The 19211-nt window shown below is 40.6% G+C and carries 15 protein-coding genes and 1 tRNA gene; 4 read left to right on the forward strand and 12 right to left on the reverse strand.

Annotation, left to right across the window (positions count from 1 at the left end; translation table 11 throughout):
• Positions 1 to 169 precede the first annotated feature (169 nt).
• The 7 genes from M44_RS18320 to M44_RS18350 form a co-directional block, all read right to left on the reverse strand.
• Positions 170 to 964, reverse strand: a complete 795-nt coding sequence (locus tag M44_RS18320) for an MBL fold metallo-hydrolase (protein WP_010176005.1) — start codon at positions 962 to 964, stop codon at positions 170 to 172.
• Positions 965 to 969: 5 nt separating this feature from the next.
• On the reverse strand, positions 970 to 1785 hold the full coding sequence (locus M44_RS18325) for a two-component system regulatory protein YycI (RefSeq protein ID WP_010176007.1): 816 nt from the start codon (positions 1783 to 1785) through the stop codon (positions 970 to 972).
• Positions 1772 to 3115, reverse strand: a complete 1344-nt coding sequence (locus M44_RS18330) for a YycH family regulatory protein (protein ID WP_010176009.1) — start codon at positions 3113 to 3115, stop codon at positions 1772 to 1774. Before M44_RS18330 ends, M44_RS18325 begins: the two co-directional genes overlap by 14 nt.
• On the reverse strand, positions 3112 to 4932 hold the full coding sequence (gene walK, locus M44_RS18335) for a cell wall metabolism sensor histidine kinase WalK (RefSeq protein WP_010176010.1): 1821 nt from the start codon (positions 4930 to 4932) through the stop codon (positions 3112 to 3114). Before walK ends, M44_RS18330 begins: the two co-directional genes overlap by 4 nt.
• A gap of 4 nt (positions 4933 to 4936) precedes the next feature.
• Positions 4937 to 5647 carry a response regulator YycF gene (gene yycF, locus M44_RS18340; protein ID WP_010176011.1) on the reverse strand — a complete coding sequence of 237 codons (711 nt, stop codon included), beginning with the start codon at positions 5645 to 5647 and terminating at the stop codon, positions 4937 to 4939.
• A 221-nt stretch (positions 5648 to 5868) separates the two neighbouring features.
• Complete coding sequence (locus M44_RS18345) at positions 5869 to 7323, reverse strand: M23 family metallopeptidase (protein ID WP_010176013.1); 1455 nt, start codon at positions 7321 to 7323, stop codon at positions 5869 to 5871.
• Positions 7324 to 7779: 456 nt separating this feature from the next.
• Entirely contained in the window at positions 7780 to 13548 is a 5769-nt protein-coding gene (locus M44_RS18350; protein WP_010176015.1) for a cell wall-binding repeat-containing protein, read from the reverse strand.
• A 225-nt stretch (positions 13549 to 13773) separates the two neighbouring features.
• Between M44_RS18350 and M44_RS18355 the strand changes: the two genes are divergently transcribed.
• From M44_RS18355 to M44_RS18370, 4 genes are all read left to right on the forward strand, one after another.
• Positions 13774 to 14409: a hypothetical protein gene (locus tag M44_RS18355; protein WP_010176016.1), complete on the forward strand. Its 636-nt coding sequence runs from the start codon at positions 13774 to 13776 to the stop codon at positions 14407 to 14409.
• Positions 14327 to 14860, forward strand: a complete 534-nt coding sequence (locus tag M44_RS18360) for a HupE/UreJ family protein (protein WP_237705344.1) — start codon at positions 14327 to 14329, stop codon at positions 14858 to 14860. The genes M44_RS18355 and M44_RS18360 overlap by 83 nt, the downstream gene beginning before the upstream one ends.
• A 580-nt stretch (positions 14861 to 15440) precedes the next feature.
• Positions 15441 to 15716: a LytTR family DNA-binding domain-containing protein gene (locus M44_RS30160; RefSeq protein ID WP_420167129.1), complete on the forward strand. Its 276-nt coding sequence runs from the start codon at positions 15441 to 15443 to the stop codon at positions 15714 to 15716.
• Positions 15713 to 16120, forward strand: coding sequence for a hypothetical protein (locus M44_RS18370; protein WP_010176020.1), 408 nt, complete (start codon positions 15713 to 15715; stop codon positions 16118 to 16120). Before M44_RS30160 ends, M44_RS18370 begins: the two co-directional genes overlap by 4 nt.
• Positions 16121 to 16302: 182 nt before the next feature.
• Here the strand turns inward: M44_RS18370 and M44_RS18375 are convergent, their stop codons facing one another.
• The 5 genes from M44_RS18375 to M44_RS18395 all read right to left on the reverse strand — a co-directional run bounded on the left by M44_RS18375 (position 16303) and on the right by M44_RS18395 (position 19177).
• A complete protein-coding gene (locus M44_RS18375; protein ID WP_010176021.1) occupies positions 16303 to 16569 on the reverse strand; it encodes a hypothetical protein in 267 nt (88 codons plus the stop codon).
• A complete protein-coding gene (locus M44_RS18380) occupies positions 16566 to 16790 on the reverse strand; it encodes a putative periplasmic lipoprotein (RefSeq protein WP_010176022.1) in 225 nt (74 codons plus the stop codon). The genes M44_RS18375 and M44_RS18380 overlap by 4 nt, the downstream gene beginning before the upstream one ends.
• A gap of 2 nt (positions 16791 to 16792) precedes the next feature.
• Positions 16793 to 18040, reverse strand: coding sequence for an FtsX-like permease family protein (locus M44_RS18385; protein ID WP_010176023.1), 1248 nt, complete (start codon positions 18038 to 18040; stop codon positions 16793 to 16795).
• The gene (locus M44_RS24280) at positions 18037 to 18711 is read right to left on the reverse strand and encodes an ABC transporter ATP-binding protein (protein WP_010176024.1); all 675 of its coding nucleotides are present in this window, start codon (positions 18709 to 18711) and stop codon (positions 18037 to 18039) included. The genes M44_RS18385 and M44_RS24280 overlap by 4 nt, the downstream gene beginning before the upstream one ends.
• Positions 18712 to 19104: 393 nt before the next feature.
• Positions 19105 to 19177, reverse strand: a tRNA-Phe gene (locus M44_RS18395).
• Between the last annotated feature and the right edge of the window lie 34 nt (positions 19178 to 19211).

Genomic DNA, 19211 nt, shown 5'->3' on the forward strand with positions numbered 1-19211 from the left:
GTAAGCTTGAACTTCCTTCGTTAAGTCCTTCCTTAAAATTGTTTATTTCAACGAGTTCCATTCACAGAAATCAACCCACCCTATTCTTAACACTCACTAAGATACATTTCTTCCACCAAAAAAAGAGCAAAGGTCTCTTCACCTTTACTCTTTCCACTACTTCCTATTCTTAAACGGCTGTTAGCACAGTTGGGTTCTTCGGGTCGGTGTCGTACAGCTCAAATTGATGGCCCACTGGCTGGTCGCATAGCTCGAGGGTTTGCTGTACACTCATTCTCGCTAGTTCCTTTAGATTGTTGTCTAACGAAAGGTGAGCAAGATAGATTCGCTTCGTTCGGTCGCCAATCACATCACTCATCGCAAGGGCCGCATCATCATTGGAGACGTGGCCCACGTCAGATAAAATACGGCGCTTCGTGCTCCACGGGTAGCGGCCCATTTGGAGCATTCCGACGTCATGGTTGCTTTCAAACACATAGGCGTCGGCATTTCGAATCGTGCCCTTCATGCGGTCGCTTACGTAGCCTGTATCTGTGATGACTGCCAGCTTTTTATCACCTTGATGGAACACGTAAAACATCGGCTCCGCGGCGTCATGGCTGACGCCGAAGGATTCGATATCCAGAGAGCCAAAGGTTTTGACAGTTTCCATATCAAATGTGAACTTTTGGTCGGTTGCGATTTCTCCAATGTTCTTACTCATCGCATGCCATGTTTTTTCGTTGGCGTAGATGGGCAAATTATACTTTCTCGCCAGTACGCCAATCCCTTTAATATGATCACTGTGTTCGTGAGTGACAAGAATTCCTGACAGTTTGGCTATGTCTCGGTCAATTTTAGTAAATAGTTCGTTCATGGCTTTCCCGGAGAGGCCTGCGTCTACGAGAAAGGCCTGGTCGCCTGTTTCTACGTAGACGGCATTTCCCGTACTCCCGCTCGCAAGAACGCTAAACTTCATGGTCATTCCTTTCACTCCAATACTTCATCGTTGGTGCTAATATCTAAGATCTTTCCTTCGTAGGCATTTACGTAATACACCATGTCCTTTTCCTGGCCGTTGTGCTCGACAATTAATCGATACGTCGGCGTGAGCACGTGGAAATTGGATTCTAATTGAACCGAGGTGTGATAGCCTAGGTCAATTTTGACATCGCTGTTTGGCTGAAGAAGACGCTGGTTCACGACAGTGGATACAGCTTGTCCGTATCCAAGGAGCTCTTTTTTATCATTAAACTCTTCAATATCTTCTAATAGGGTTTGCTCATACGCATAGAGCTCACGGTCCTCGTTAAAGTAGAACAGCAGCTGTGCGTAAATGCTTTTGTTCCGGTAGATAGGCATGTCTTTATACGTTTGATAAAAGGTGACCACGCCTTCAGCGTTATCAATGGTCACATAGTCATACTTCTCATAGTAAAGGACCCCTACCCGCTCCAATATGTCAAAAAAGTCATCGACCGTATTTTTTTCATTTAACGGAATCGGCTCCTCTAGCTCAGAGGTTAAGATGCTGCCATTTTTAATTTCCACGGTCTGCCCTTTTAATAGTCTCACTTCTTCTTGGGTGAACTGCTTCGATTGAGCACTTAGTAAATAGGCTTCAATCACTTCATTTTCTTGCTTTGTATAGGTAATACTCTCGGCGCTTAGTAGGTCTTCTACTGTATCATTCGGTAAATTGGTTAAGTTATTGGCATTCAGCTTGTTGATCATGAGCGTTAGCAGGAAGAGGTTTAGGATGAAGAAGACGACGATAAAAATGCTTTTAGTTTTACTCCAATCCAATCGTAGCCCCTCCTAGCTTGTCAAAGTCTACCTTATACCATGTTTCTCCGTACTGATAATGCCAGCTAGGCTCAAACGCAAACGTGTTCGGTGCTACCTTATTCAGCTCGTAGCCTTGAACAATATTCTTTACGTTTTCTTCCTTGAACTGCGGATGCTTCTTCACCACTTCGAAGACGTCTTGTCCGGCCGGAAGGGTTTCTTGCTCTTTAGGTGGTGGTATATTATCGGTAATATTATAATACGGTCGTTCGTAAATATAGATTTGATTGTTGCTCCACTTTTGGGTCATAAGCGTCATCCGGTTATCATTGAACACCGGATACCCATTTTGGAATAACCGATAGGTGATTTTCTGCTGCTCTTGATTCCAATCCACATAGCGATAATCGTCGGTCCAGCCATCATGCTCATTCACAAATTGTAGGCTCTTTTGAATGAGCTCAGGTCGTGTGGTCACTAAGTACCCTTCTTCCTGAGGATCCACGTATTGAATCATATTGGTGGTTTCGTTTACCTCCATCTTACTGGTACCGTCGGAATATTCCTTCCCTGATTGAATGGTATCGGGTCTTACACCGTTTGGATCAGAGAATAACGCCTTTTTAAACAATTCCACATAGGACTGTTCTGATGACGAATTTTTACCAAAGCTCACAAGATACGTAAGCTCTCTCATCTTCACACCATTCTCTGGGATAAAAATCTTTCTTCCTTCATTCAGCTCTATAGCCGTATAGTCATCATACGCTCGTCTTCCTTTAATAAACACATCAGCAAACGCTTCATAGAAGGAGCGGTTCACGTGACTCTCCACGACATCGCCTTGTTGATAATTCACGAAATACACTGTCATGTATTCTGCGGAATCCTCCAGGTTCGTGTCAATGACCATCCGATCAAAGTCAAAGTAATCCATTTCCTCTTCATCACTAAAGTTTAACACATTCGTATACGTTGTAAGGGGAACAAGATTTGGAAACTCAATCTCGACCATCCCGGCTCCGTGAATGAGGTCATAAAAATTGGTTTTATCCATTCGCGGATACACCTCATTGACATCGAAAAATGACCAATTCTTAAATTCTTCTAAGTGGAGGTCTATATCTCGCTGTTCAACTGTTCCACGAGAAACATCTTCATCATGATACACAATTTTATAAGGGCGAATAATATCTGAAATCTCTTTTTGTTCTGCGATGGAAATGTCGATATAGGTGTCATTGAGCGACGAGAGTCTTGGCTGATAGGTCCAAAGCGCAAATGTTAACGAGGCACTTAAAAAGACTAGCACGGTTAGAATTATGGATTTTACGGTTTCGTATTTCATTCCCACTCATCCTCTTGTGTACTTTCATACGGAAGGGTAAAGAAAATGGTCGTTCCTTCTCCTTCTTTACTATCGGCCCAAATATCTCCTCCGTGTGTGTAGATCATTTCTTTGGCAATGGCGAGACCTAGTCCCGTTCCACCCATTTGTCTTGATCTTGCTTTGTCTACACGGTAGAAACGTTCAAATATTTTATCTAGATTATCTTTTGGAATTCCCATCCCTTGGTCCTTGATGCTGATAACAATAAATTCTTCTTGTATGTCGACACCAAAGGTCACGGTTCCACCGTCAGGAGAATATTTCAAGGCATTGGAAATAATATTATCGATTACCTGCGTCAGCTTATCTGGGTCAATTTCAACGAGAATTTGCTCATCCGGTAGCTCACGCTTAAACGTAACATGCTGCGCCTTACTCATTTCAAAGCGATCAATGATACCGTCAAAGAATCGAATAAATGGAATCCATTCTTTATTAAAATAATAATCCCGGCTATCCATTTTCGATAATTGTAAAAGATCGTTCACGAGTCGGATCATGCGCTCCGTTTCATCCTGGGTTACTTTTAAAAATTGCGGGGCAATCGTCGGGTCATCCATGGCACCTTCTGCTAACGCTTCAAGATAACTGCGCATCGTTGTCAGCGGCGTTCGTAGCTCATGGGATACATTCGCTACAAACTCGCGGCGATCCATATCAATCTTTTCCTGCTCCGTAATATCATGTAATACGGTAATTAACCCGTTCACATGACCCGTTTCTTTTTGAATAACCGAAAAGTTCGCACGTAAAATATACGGCTGATCCTTTGAGCTGTAGTCTAAAATAACAGACTCCTGCTCATTTAATAGCTCATCAAATGTATACTCGTCCTCTAAGCCTAACAGAGTGACGATGCTATTGGATAGCACTTGGTCTCTCTCGACTTTTAATTGCTTTGCTGCTGGATCATTAATAAGAATGACCTTTCCTTTCCGGTCCGTTGCAATCACACCGTCTGTCATATAGGAAAGAACAGAGGAAAGCTTACGTCGTTCACCCTCTGTGGTGGCCTGGGCTTCTTGTAGACGCTTCGTTAAGTTGTTAAAGTTCATCGCTAGCTCACCAATTTCATCGTAGCCATACACTTTAACCTTTCGAGAGAAATTTCCTTTTGCCATGGCTTCTGCTTGTTTACTCATATCAGAAATTGGTCGAGTTATGGTACGCGCCAGGAACACGCCAAGAATAGCGGTTAAAATAAGCGCGATAAACGTCCCCGTTGCAAATATTTCATTAATGTTCCCCATCTGCTTGTAGACGGTTTCCACTTCGGCAATAACATATACTGCTCCTAACACCTCATCGGCGTCATCTAAAATAGGAACGGTATACACCCAAAGACGTTCCCCTTGGTCTACATAAATCTCTGGTAGACCTTTCTTAATAAGGAACGCCTTTTTAACCGAATCATTGGTGGTCTTCTGGCCAATTAACCCTTGGTTGCCAGCAGACGTTCCCACCACTATTCGACTACTATCTACTACTTGCACCTCACGAATATCTGCCATATTCGCAAGGTCATTAATAATGCTGTTCACATCTTGCTCAAGTGTTGGCATTTCTTCGGTACGCTCTTTCAGAAATTCCTCTTGAAGAGAGTACTGCACAAGATCTACTCGTGATGTAAGCGATGATTCAAAGTTACTCACAAGCTCTTCTTCTAGCTGTTGAACAAAGTATACGCCGATAATTTGCATCGCTAAGAAGATGAGTAGCACATAGATCAGCACAAACTTAAGATGGATGGATTTAAAAAATCCCACTTTCTTCATAACATTACTCCTGTTCTGGATTACGTAAGTAGTAGCCTACCCCTCTTCGTGTGACGATCCACATTGGATGACTTGGATTGTCTTCAATCTTCTCACGCAAGCGTCGAACCGTTACGTCGACCGTTCGGACGTCACCGTAATAATCGTAGCCCCATACGGTTTGAAGTAAGTGTTCGCGCGTCATGACCTGGCCAATATGCTTCCCTAAATAGTGAAGAAGTTCAAACTCACGGTGAGTCAGTTCAATCGTTTCTTCTCGTTTGGACACAACGTACGCATCTGGATGAATCACAAGGGAACCAATAACGATTTCATTTCCTTTTTGATCATCCTCTAATGGAATCTGAACATTTTGATGACGACGTAAATTGGCTTTGACACGCGCTACTAGCTCACGCGTACTAAACGGCTTGGTCACATAGTCGTCTGCACCCAGTTCAAGACCTAACACCTTGTCAATCTCTGAGTCTTTTGCTGTTAGCATAATGATCGGCATTTCGTATTTCTTACGAAGCTCTCGGCATACTTCCATTCCATCACGCTTCGGAAGCATGATATCTAGTAAAATCATATCTGGCTGAACCTCTTCTGCCATTTTGATCGCTTCTTCTCCGTCGTACGCGCAGTACACGGTATAACCTTCTTTCTTTAAGTTAAACTGGAGAATATCTGCGATTGGCTTTTCATCATCTACTACTAGAATCTTCTTATCCATTGGAATCTCCCCTTTATCGATACGCCTTATTAGGTCGCTAACTTTGTTTCCTATTTCTATTAATTTATCATAACTACCCGTAGGATTTCACCTTTTAACCAAATATCTTCATTATATTGTACGGTTCATCATTTCTCGGGAAATAATGTCGAATGTCTCACAGGCCCAATCGACTATAGTATAGAAAAAAGCCTCTAGCTTACGCTTTCGAGGCTTTTGTATTAAAAATAATCTGCTGGGTTCACAAGAGAACCATTTTTCGTTACTTCTAGATGTAAATGAACTCCTGTAGAGTTACCTGTTGCACCAATATTTCCAAGCTTCATTCCTTGTGACACAGTTTGCCCCACAGAAACGTCAATCGAGCTTAAGTGAGCATACAACGTTCTAAATCCATTATTGTGATCGATGATCACTTTATTTCCGTAGCCACCGCTATCCCAACCAGCGAACACAACGGTTCCGTTATCTGCTGCTTTAATCGCTTTACCACTTGTACCGGCAATATCCATTCCTTTATGGAAAGAACCCCAACGTGCGCCCATGTGACTCGTAACATGTCCACCTGTTGCTGGCCATGCAAAGTTACCTGTTCCTCTAGATGGAACGACTTTTGTTCCTTTTTTGACGATATGGTTTTGAACTTCTTTAATGATTTCTTCTTTTACCATTTCCTTAGACGATTCCACACCGTTTACTTTCGTCATGCTATAGGTTGCAACGCGCTCACCGTCAGCACCTTCTTGTACCTCCGCTGTGTCGCCTTTCCACATGGTATCGTCTTCCACTACTTCATTTTCATACGCAATGGTTTCTTTTTTCTTTGTTTCATATTCTACGACTACTTGAATATATGGTTGAAGGAATGTGACATTGAGTTCATCGCCAATTTGCAGTACTGTCTCATCTGTCATTCCTTTATTTAATGATAAAAGCTGTTCAGTGGATAGATCATGCTTTGAAGCAATGCTTCCTAGCACATCTCCTTCTTGAACGGTATATTTCTTTTCTTCAAGTGTTCCCTTTAACAATAGCTTTACTGCTTCTTCTACGTTCATTACTTTGTCTGGGTTCACTGTATCAAGTTTTATTTCACTAGATTGCTTGAAAGAAATATTCGCAATTCTAGTTTCACCTTCCGCTAAATCGGGTAAAGCTTCAGTAGAAGTAGATTGTGCTTCAAAAGCTGCCAATTCTTCTTCTGTTACATACTGTAATTTTACTTGACGTAAAACGTCTTCCGCTTTTTCTAAGTCTTGGACATACACAGGTTCTTTGTTATCTAATACAATGGCTGCTGCTTCTGTTTCCATTACAAAGGATTCTTTCATTTGATCCATCACGAGTTCATCTTCCACGCGAGGATTGAACACCATTTCAGAAACATAGGTTAATTCGCCGTCAAAGGTAACATCTAGCCCGAACTCTTCTGACGCGCTCTTAACAGAATCTGATACGTATGCGTCTAATTTATCACGGTTTGATACAACTCCTACATACTCGTTGTTCATGTATACATGATAAACCGTTTCAAACGCCGAACGATCCTCTGTTCCATTCTTGGCAGAAACCGTGTGTACAGTAAAAGTTGACACCAATACTGTCGTGACAATGGCTTTTTTTACAAGGTTTGTATTTAGTTTTTGAAGGTACTGAGTGGTTTTGAAGCCCTTCATTTCTTTATCCCCCTAAACTCTTCACATCTCTATGTATCTATATTTTATCCGACATGTTCTAGTATGATCTGTAAACTGCTCTATTAACTTACCATACTTCATTTTGCGTTGGGTCGAAAGTTGTAGAACTGTAATATAAATGTAGCATTCGTGTCATAAAATGACATAGATCTACCATTTTGTTATGCAACCGTTACCATTAAAGAGGACACTTGTTCGTGTTCCTCTTCCTTTTCTACTTTTTTTTATAGACGACTCATAGGAGAAAACTATATTCCCATATCGTTCTACCTTTTTGTGTAGTACCTATTTCCTCTATGAGTATAGGAGAATCATCTTGTCGAACCTTTTACCATGAGAATAAATTATTTTCCCTCTATACTATAGTGCATAGACGAACGACACCATATGAATGAAAAGAACTGACCCCATTCCTAGGGTCAGTTCTTTTGCTATTTACTTTAAATACCCTTCTAACTTATCACGTACTTTATCTGAAACGGCTTGGTTTCCTCCAAGTACTCGAACGGATGTTAGATTGTTCTCATCTATCATACTTTCTATTTGTGTTGATAGATGAGCAGGGATGTAGTCTGGGTGCACTAATAATAATGTGCCGTCTTGATCTCCCACTAATGGACTGGAGAACAAGGCATCTGGATAATTCACTCCACTTGCAATGAATAGCTCTTGTCCTGTGTCAAAGCGTTTAAGAAGTGTGCTAAGTGTTCCGTAACGGTCACTTCCAGAGATACGTGTTACAAACTTCGCTTCACTTATAGCATCCACCACGACTTGGTCACTAATCGCTGCACGTCCACCAAGAATGTACACTTCTTCTCCTTTAAGAACGCTTAACGCTTCTTTGCTTAAGGATTTACCGTTTGTTAGAACAATTGGCATTCCTTCTACCCCTGCTACAGCAGCAGCACTTAGGGCATCCGCAAAATTGTTACCTGTTGCAATAAAGACACCGTTCCCATCAAACCCTAGCTTTTGTAGCTTTTTAACGATGGCTAGGTTTGTACCATAACGATCTTCCTTATCTTCTGTTACTAAACGTTCAATCTTGTCTTTCTTCACACCGATGCTTATTAATTGCTTGATAACATCATCAGATACAACGGCTTTTCCGCCGACTAGGTACACATTTTCCGCACCTAAGCGTTTCACTTCATTTAATACTTCGCTTGTTAACTTTCCTTTTGAGTCCACCGGTAGAATTGGTCCGTTTAATGCTGTCGCTAATGGACCCGCCGATAAACCGTCAGGGAAATTATAACCTGTTGAAATTAATACCGTTTTATATGGATGGTCTTTTCCAAAACCATTTGGATGAAGCTCTTTAGAAATTTCAACAGCCGTTGCGATACGGTCTTTCCCTGAAATTTCTTCTATTGGTTCCTCCTTGTCACCATTTCCATCATCTTCGCCGCCGTCGTCATCACCGTCATCTTGAAGCATGACTAAGTCTTCCGCAAAGCGGACACGGATCCGGTTTCCTGAGGCACCGGAAGATGCGATACCTGTTACGCTAATTTTATCACCTGTTTTAAAGCGATCTACATCTAATGGTAAATAGCCGTCTACTAATACTCTAGCATCTGCCTTTCCATCATTAACGATAAAATAGCTTTCTTCATCGTTCATATCCTTGATTTTACCCTCTGTTGTGACCAGCATTCCGTTAAACGTTCCGTCTGACACCTCTTTGGTACTAATTTTCACTGGGTCCACTTCTTCACCAGGGCCTACGTATAGAATTTCCATATCAAAATTCTCATATTCTAGCTCTAGCTCGCCTTCAAATGTTGTTACGCCCCCTGTCGCGATAACCACTGTCCCAACTGGAAGGTCTTTGTTTTGTGTACCAAATAACGAGATCCCGCCAGTTTCATCTTGAATATACACAGTATCGAAGAACTTATTGGTTGGAGCGGTTACGGTACCTTGTACAGTAACGATATCTCCTTCTTCTGCATTGTTTCTTACATCTTCAATGGTTTTGATACGGTCATAATCCGCTAACCAATCCATTGTACGTAGAGTGAAGCTCGTGTTACTTACGTCGTTCACGATCTCAAAGTCAGAGTAGAAGTGACGACCAGAAACTAAGATACGTCCTTCTCCTACATATTCCTTCGCGATGATCGGGATATCTTCACCGTTTGGTCCGGATGTTTGATTTTCATCACCTTCCGCGCCAATGGCTTCGTTGTACGTATGGTACCCATCTGCCACGTTAAAATTGTAAGAAGAACTGTTCCCACCAACTAATATTTCAAGACCTGATTCTGAATCGTTCGTTAGAGCACCTAAGTTTTCATCAACTAATGAGGCACCACTGAAATAACGAATTGCTTCAATATTGTCATTTAATCCTGATTCTGTTTCTGGTACGTTGTACGCATAAACAGACCATTTCATTCCACCACTAAACTTATCAGAAGTGTTTGGCTCATATACGTTATCGTTGTTAATACGGATACCTGAACCAAGCTCCGCTAATAACGGATTCACAATGCTATTGTCATATCCGTAGTTTGATTTAGAGGAAAGCATTAAAGAACCGCCAGCCTTTACCCAGTCACCGATTACTTTTTCTTCGGCTGCCGTGTACGCTTTACCTGTACTTGGTGCATTGATGACAAGGACATCAAATCCAACTAACGACTCTGCCGTAATTGGTTGTGTGTTGATTACTGCTTGGTACCCGTTACGACGTAACAGCTCCATAAATTGGTTCATCGAACCTGGTACATCTGCATTTCCGTGAGAACCATCAATCATGACTTTCTTGTTATTCGATTCTACTACTTTCACAGACTTGTCCATTTGTGTAACGGTTGTCACACCAGGAATGTCAGTTAAGACTGCGATAATTTTGTTTTGTCCTGCAGCAGTTGGTGTCCAGCCTGCTGTTGCTTTCATGCTCTTACCTGGGCCAATATATTCTACTGTACCTGTGCTAATATAATTCTCCTCAGAAACAGAGCCACTGAAGAACTTCACTTCTAAATCTTCAACTCCACGCACACCCATATTCGTAATGGTTGCCGCAAGCTCAGATTCTTGTCCTGGTAAGCTTGGATCCGGGTTTACTTCAAGGTTTGTTAATTTAACGTCCATTTCGCCGCCAGTAGTAAAGATGGCACTCGCTGTCGTCCATAGACCGTTAGTATGAATAACTTTTACAACATACCAGTTGGCCCCTTGTCCATCTACAATTGTTGGGTTCCAAGAGAATTCTGTTACTTCTCCTGCTTCCACGCTATCAATGATTTGCCCGCCATTTGTTAAAATTTGGACTGTGCTAATTGGGTCATCTTGATCTTTTACCGTGATTTCAAAGTCTAATTCCGAACCATCTGCCACATTTAGTGTACTACCCATCCAAAAATCATTTGCTTTTACTTTCAGTTCTGTGTCACGCGCTTCTGTTGAATAGACGCGGCGAAGCTTTAATGCTTCAATAAAGCTTTCATTTGTTAGGTCTTCCGCTACCACTGCTGTTAGGTTATCTGGAACTCCCCAGTTTGTGGAGTGATTGTCTTGACCGTTGATTGCTCCAACATGCCAGCCGTTATCCATTGCTTTAATGAACGACTCTTCTGCACGAGCATAGCTATAAGGAGGCGCACCATTACCTACTTCAATCATCGCCATAATATGGTCGATCTTAGGATCATACGCTAGGTCATTAAATGAATCACTCGGCCAGTTCGGGTGGTTAAATGCTGCTACAACATTTTCCTCCGTTGTTAACCATTCATAGAAGTCATTTAATTGTGTCATCGTTTTACGTTCAACGTAGTCTGTAGAATTGATCACATTGGAGTGTCCAACATCCGAGTAGGTCATTTCAAAGCCTCGTACAGCTAAGAATTCCCCTTCATGAGCTGCATTGAACTCTTCTGCCATCTCTTTTGTTTTCGCCCATTCAGAGCCTTCTTTTTCAATAAATTCTTTTCGATCGGACACATATTCATCTCCCTCAAGAGAGTTACTGTGATCCGTTACAACAAGATAATCTAACCCTTGCTCATATGCCATTTGGTACGCATCTGTTGGCGTGCCTTTTCCATCTGAGTATCCTGTATGAGCATGTGGAACACCAAAGTATGTGTTCACATCTTCATCATTTAGGTTGTCTTGTACGTAGAAATACGTCGTGATTTCATTTTTCGCTCCGCTCACATCTGAAATCGAAATGACAACAGAATGTTCGCCAACTGCGAAATCACTTGATGGAGTATAGTCAAACATTAAATTCGTTTGATCTAGTGTTGTAGAGCCCGTTACATCTTCACCGTCTACTACTAAAGAGAACGTAGAGAAATCTAATGCTGATCCCGCTGCTTCTAGCTGTCCAGAAATAACAGGACGCGCGTCAAACGTTGATTCCATTTTCTTTGGTACCACGTTAAAAATTAGAGGAAGCTTAGCATCTTCAGGAGCATCTTGTAGTTCAAGATCTGCTCCGTTCCGCAGCTTCATTTGAACGCTTGTATATTTTGCTGCGACTCCAACAATAGTGAAATACTGTCCTTCTTTTACATCGGAAGTCTTATTAAAGTTGTCTGCTGCTGCGAAATAAAGGTTTGTTTGTGTGCCTTTTGTGTCTTTGATGACAATATTGTAGTTATTAGAAGTATCAACGATTTGAGCCATTTCTATTTTTACAAGCTCTCCTTGAGTTTCTTCTAATTGATCTAGGGTGATGGTTTTTGGAGCTGGAAGTGGGTTATTCTTGCTGATTAGTGTCACCGCATCTGCTTTTTCAAGAGATACCTGTAGTTCGTCTTTAAATCCGCTGATTTTCCCTTCAATTTTCACAAGGTCCCCTTCAACGAAGGTTGTAATATCAGCTGCTTTCGTAAAGTTATCGATCTTGATGCCACCTGTGGAGTCTTGGATGTACATGATTTTATCTGTTTCTGCGTGAGTGACGACACCTTGAACCGTGACCGTTTCACCAGCAGCTTTTGCGCGTGCTTCCTTGATTGGTGTTGCGTCCCCATTATCGACTGGTGCTGGTTCTGTAATGTATTTGCCGTCTGTTAATTTTAGTTGGTTCGTTCCTTTAAAATTGGAAGCTATCCCAACAAAGTCGTAAGATTTCCCTTGTTCAACCATAGAAGATTCATAATTTTTGGCGTTTCCTGTGTACACATCCGCCGCTCCATTTGCATCTTCTACTTTTAATGTGCTTCCTACGGTATTCACTTTCGCACTTGAAATCTTCACCCATTCACCTTGAACGTTACCTAGGTCTTGTGAAGAAATCGATTTAGGTGCAGGTATCTCATTATCTTTCGACACAACCGTAATATTAGCAGCATCTTCAAGAGATACTTCCAGTTCCGAGTTGTACTCATCAATAACTCCCATTACCTTAACCTTATCTCCAATAGCATAAGAATCTAGTGGAACATTCTTACCGTACGTATCAATCTTAATTCCGCCTGTTGCATCTTGTATGTACATTGCTGTTGAGTTTTGGGCAAAAGTGATAATCCCTTGCACCGTCACAGATTCGGCTTTTGCTTTTAAACGCGCATCCGCGATCGGAATAAGATTTGGATCGGTTGGTTCTGTTATGACTGTATCTACTGTGTGAGAACCTAAGTAATCAAATGTGTCAGTAGGATACGAGTTCCATTCTACCGAAGGGTCATAATCGTTAGTAGGATCAACATCTCCAGATAATACAGATGGTTTTCTTACTAACGTTTGCTCAGCTGTTTCTACACCATTAGCCGACCATTTATCCCCAGGATCTTCTCCTAGTTTCCCTAAAGAATCAATAATCGTACCATTATGCTTAAGTAATAGTACATCATCTCCGTTAAAATAAGTGACTGTGTTCTCTACATCTGCTTGGTCCTTGATTGCTTGTACGGCACCAGAGTTACCAATAACATAGACATCACCATCTGTTAATGTACCGGAAAGGGCTGTAACATTCGCATCTGTTTCTGCACTTTTACCATTATTGTATCTTTCAATGGTATATTCGCTTAAATCAATATCTTTGCCCGTACCATTAAAAATCTCTACGGCTTTGTTGTTGCTGTTACCCTCAATATACTCTGAAAAAAACAAGTCCGTGATTGCTGTTTCAGCGCTAACAGTTGTTGATTTCATAGGCAATAAGCTAACCACCATCATGGCAACGAGCAACATAGAAAACCATTTGCGGTTCTGTCTAATCCACTTGTCCACTTACTAAATCCCCCTTTTATTAGTCAAATCTCTCACAATTCTAGTAATCTTTTACTAGAATTGCAGACTATACCAAACTAACAAATTTATATTAATAAGATGTTCTAAAATTGTAAACAATTTATTGAAATACAATTCAGTAAATTTACAATTATTTAATAAATCTAGCAAGCTTTCAAAATAATTCTCTTCTAAGATAGTTAAGGTATAAAGGAGGCATAATCTATGAATAAAATTATTCTATTTTTAACGGCGACCCTGTTATGGTTCACCGCCAGCATCCCAGTATCAGAGGCACATGAGTACAGCGCAAGCTATACGACCGTTACAGTTGATCAAGAAGCTCTACTTGTTACTTTTTCAATCGATGACCTTTCTGTTCTTGAGCATATTGATGCGGATCAGAATCAAACTAATCAAATAGAAGAAGAAGAGCTACAATTAGTACAGGATTCCGTTGTGGAGTGGTACAACCAAAACGTTATACTAACTTTTAATGATGTGGCACAGCGAGGGATGCTAGAGTCTATTCTATTAGAAGAAAAAAATGATAAAACGTATGTCACGATCAGTCAAAGCTATCCAACTACGGATTCACTTATCACGTTACAAGACTCCCTATATTTAGACTCATCTTGGAAAACGACGTACACGAACTTTGTATCGATTCAGCAAGGAGAGGACTTCACTGAAACCATTTTAAAGGGCGAGAATCGTACCGCTTCTATTGATGCTTCAACTTTAGGGGAAGCTTCCAGCACGGCTAATGCCAGCTGGCTTGAATTCTTTTATTCTTGGGATGGAGCATATTATTACAGGATACGACCATCTTCTGTTCCTATTTGCTTTACTGCTTGCTAGGCAAAAGGTAAAGGATTTAATCGGTATTGTTACGGCATTTACCATCGCCCATAGTATTACATTAACACTTGGCTACCTGCAGGTTATCACGCTTCCTTCCTTACTAGTAGAAGCCGTTATTGCGCTTAGCATTTGTTATGTTGCTATAGAGAATCTAGTTAGAAAAGAAGTGAAGCAAAGATGGGCCCTTACATTTGCGTTTGGTCTGATTCATGGACTTGGCTTTGCAGGGCTACTATCTGAGATGACGATTCCAAAAGATCATTTACTTGTTTCGTTACTAAGCTTTAACCTTGGCATCGAAGTGGTGCAAATTCTTTTAGTTGTTCTCATTATTCCAGTGTTACGCTTAGTTCAACAGAAGGATTTTTATTCGGTTGCGTTAAAAGTCGCTTCTTCGTTTATCGTTGTGGTAGGGGCTTACTGGGCATTTGAGCGGTTGTTTTTGTAGGGAACAGACAATTAGAGGGAATTTTGTTTAACACAGAGAAGTTCTAAAAGATTAAAAAGGTCAAATCATATTGTATTGCACATTTGGAGGTGTCATTAGGAAACTAATTGGCACCTTTTTTGTATAGTAATTTTAAAGAATGTACTAACCCTTTTTAGCCGTTAAGAGGACTGTTCTACATGAGTGCTAAAAGGGTGCTAGTCATTTTGATAATACTTTATTAATAAAAAAAATAGATAAAGGAACGATCCATTTAGAAGTTCCTTTTCTTAAGATCTACATTAGAATATTACATCTTTTATATGTCTATTAAACCTTTAAATGCAACAAAATGCAGTATTTATGTAACAAAATAAATACTTATTATCATGACACAAGATAATTGATATTCTTGTCATAAGAAGGGAGGCTCACATGAAAATAAACTTTACTTGGGATATAGCACGTGACACTAATGAAATTGAGATCATAGCAAATCCAGTGAATAAAAGAAAAATTATGGACACTGAAAGAAGGACTAAGCTCAAACAGCACCATAAATGTTCAGAATCCGAAGAACAATAGGAAGCTTTCCATAAGGATTCAACAAATTGAAGTAATTACATCACTAGGTCATTTATCTAAAGTCATATTAAGTAATCAAGAAGAGTATTTGCTAGATATGCGATTAAAAGAGTTAAAACAATTCGAGGCGAATGGATTATTTAGAATAAACAATTCCACCATCTTGAACCTTTCTCAAATATCTTCATTTAGGTCAGGTGACTATGCAAGATTAGAGGTATATACAAAAAATGATAAAAAATATTTAGTAAGTAGGCACTATGCAAAATTAATAAAGGAGAGATTATCATGATTATTCATTTAAGACAAAGTTTTACCCAAGCAGCATTAGGAAGTATTATATGGGTGTTTCTATTAGGAACTGTTGCTTATAATGGACTGAATATCCCCTTTCACTATGTATGGAATTTAATTGGGATTGGTCTAATTTCCGGAATCATTTTCGGTATTATATATCCTTATTTATGGGGATATTCAACATTTAAAGCCCAAACTAATATTATCCTTAGTACATTAATCAATTCCTTTGGTGGATTATTAGCCGTATATCTATTTTCAACAGACATGTTCCATTTCATTAAAAATTATACAATAGTGTTTATACTGTTAACCTTAGTCGGGCATATTATTGGTTTTTATTTCTATTCAAAATATCAGAATAAAAAAATTAGCAGACTCACTGAATCATTTCCCTAAAAAATGAATGGACTTTCCTTGTTCAGTAATCCTTCAAAACAGATTCCTTATAGATTTTATTAAAAAAGGAGAATTTCTCATAAATTCTCCTTTCATCCTTCAGATATATCAAAAGTAAGGCAAATGGCGATTCTATTCTTCACAATTAATAGGAGCTACCTATACGAATATACTACTTTTCATCACCTCGGCTGATACGGCACCATTGATTCTGCCTTCAACCGGAACATACTAATCAACCCTGTTAGTTCATCCACCTCTTCGCCCACTTCAAGCGTTCCGTATGCCCACATCTCTTGTTCAGAATAATCCTGGTAATCTCCTTCTGGTAAATACACCGCAATGGCTTCAATATACTTTGGATTATCAACGGAACAGAAAGGACACGCTGCTCCTGGCTGTGGTACTAAATAAATGAAGGCTTGATCCATGGGAGTAAGCTCTGTCATATATCCACGAATGCCGACTTTTTTCCTTCTAACGCCAGAATTTCTTCTGTAATTTCACCTTCACCCGTGTCAGACTTTGTGAAGAATTGAGAGAACTGAATTTCAGTTAAGGTTTCCTCAGATTCTGCTTGGGCCACTCCGTTCGTTGAATGGGTGTCCTCGCTGTTTTGACAAGCACCTAATAGTAAAACAAAGCCCAGCATACATAACCACTTCTTCATTCTTACCCCTCACCTCTTTTATAAAATAATGGAAGCACATAAACGACAATTACCCCAATAAAAACAGGGAGAATATCTATAGAGAGTAGCCTAGACTCTGGCAGAATAATTCCTAACTCCTGTAAGCTATACCACTCAATCAACGCACCGCTTCCCGCTGAAAGTAAGAGGGACAATCCCACACTCACTAGTAGCAGTAGGATGCTTTCCCCGATGTACAAACTACGAATTACTCTATCTGAATAGCCTAAACGATATAAAATATCTTGTTCTCTCTGTCTGGATTGCCTTCCACTTAACACAACAAATAACAAGAGAACGAAACCAAATATAACCGCTATGGAAGAGAATAGCTGAACAATTCCTTCACTAATAGATACGGATTGTAAAATATCTCGGAACACCGTTACTGGATACACGGCTTGAACCGTTTCCATTCTGTCATATTCCTCTTGTAAAGAGGGAAGCAACCCAATATTCTCTGGCTTTACCAGAATACTCGTTAACTCTTTATCGTCACTGGAATGCTCCGTGTGCTGTTCATCTGTATGTCCTTCATGTTCATGCTCCTCTGTCGGTTCCGCTTCAGATTCTTCTTCGGTATGTTCATCGCTGTGACCTTCTTCATGAATATGCCAAATATCTTCATAGGAAACAAAGACAGCTCGGTCTGTAGAAGTGCCTGACGGGGCTAAAATTCCTACTACTGTATAGCCTTCTTCGTGGATATCTCCTGCGTCATGTTCAGAAACAAGCTCATCGCCTATCATAAGACCATGCATTCTACTCACTTCATAGCCTAGTACAGCCTCCATTGCACCTTGGAACATGCCTCCTTCACTTAGCGAAAACCGTTCTGGAAGTCCTTCTCTAAATGGCTCAAAGTAGTCAAGAGACGTCCCGACTATGGGATGATTCTTGTATGTATCCCCTAAGGCAATAGGGATGGCTCGTAAAACTCGATCATCTTCTTGAAGGTTTTCATAGAGTTCGAACGGAACGTTCCCAACAGGTGTATCTAAAAATTGCAAACTATTTAACGTTAACTGCAGAGCACTTCCTTCCGCTCCAACTACTAATTCGTACTGACCTGATTGCTTTCTCGTCCAGTCCTCAGCCTGAAGGGATACACGCTGTACTGTCATCATTAACGATAAAACGAGACTACTAGAACAAATTAATACCAGTAGAGTTCCTAGCCTACCTTTACCGTTCAACCATATAAGGGATAGCTTCTTTTTCAAACTCATAAAAGTGCCTCCTGATGGTTGTACGCGAAGTTTAACTTTTCCATATTATCGGTTCTTGGAAAACAGTTGGCTACTTTCTCATCATGCGTCACGATTAGTAAAGTGGCCCCCGTCTTCTTTGCTTCTTCTTGGATGGTTTGGATGATAACTCGTGCGGTGGCAGGGTCTAAATTACTTGTCGGCTCATCCATAAGTAGAAAGGATGGCTCGTGAAGTAGCGCTCGAGTGATGGCCACTCGCTGCTGTTCTCCCTTTGACAAGTGCTTCACTTTCTTTTTTCTGAGGTGTTGGATTCGTAAGGATGTTAGTAAGGTGTTCATTTTATCTTTGTATTGTTCATAGACATATAGGACATTCTCTTCGACCGTTAGGTGAGGAAATAACATAAAATCTTGAAGTACAAGTCCCATCTTTTCAAGCCGTATATGTGATCGTTCGTTGTCACGCAACTCATGAAATAGCCAATCATTCAGGAGAATGCTACCTGCTGATGGCGTCGTAATCCCTGCTAAAAGCTCAAGAAACGTCGTCTTTCCAGAACCACTCGCTCCCATCATCGCTACTTGCTCTCCTGATTCTATTACATAATGGGGAAGGGATAATAGAGTAGTATGATTACCTTCATGCTGTACACTCTTTTCCAGCTGGTTAATCTGTATAGTAATGCTCATCTCGTCACCTTTCTTTTCCTAGGTAGCTTCATACGAAAATTCAATCAATTACAAACACTATCTATCATAGCACGTGTTTGACCCTCTATTATTAAGTGGACGTAAAATTTTTAATAGGTAGAAAGATATGAGCAGATTCATAGAAACGTGGGCGCGGCTTTGGTTAATGGGGGGCAATGGGCAAGACCGGGGGGCGGGGATTGGTTGATTATGAGCGGTTTTCGTGTTGTCTTGTTTTATGCGGGCGTCTTTTCTTCCTCACTTGGCGTTTTTTAAAAGGTCCTCGCGCCTTCCGCTTCATCTTGAGGGGTTCCTCTCGTCTCTCAATCCCCACAAAACTAGACAAATAAAAAAGCACTACAAGAGCTTCGTCTTTGCAGTACTTTTTGTAAGTGGCTCAGGACGGAATCGAACCGCCGACACATGGATTTTCAGTCCATTGCTCTACCAACTGAGCTACTGAGCCAATATGTATGTATTCACTTTAAATTACTTTAATA

The organism is Bacillus coahuilensis m4-4 (genome assembly GCF_000171615.1).
Lineage (GTDB): Bacteria > Bacillota > Bacilli > Bacillales > Bacillaceae_K > Bacillus_T > Bacillus_T coahuilensis.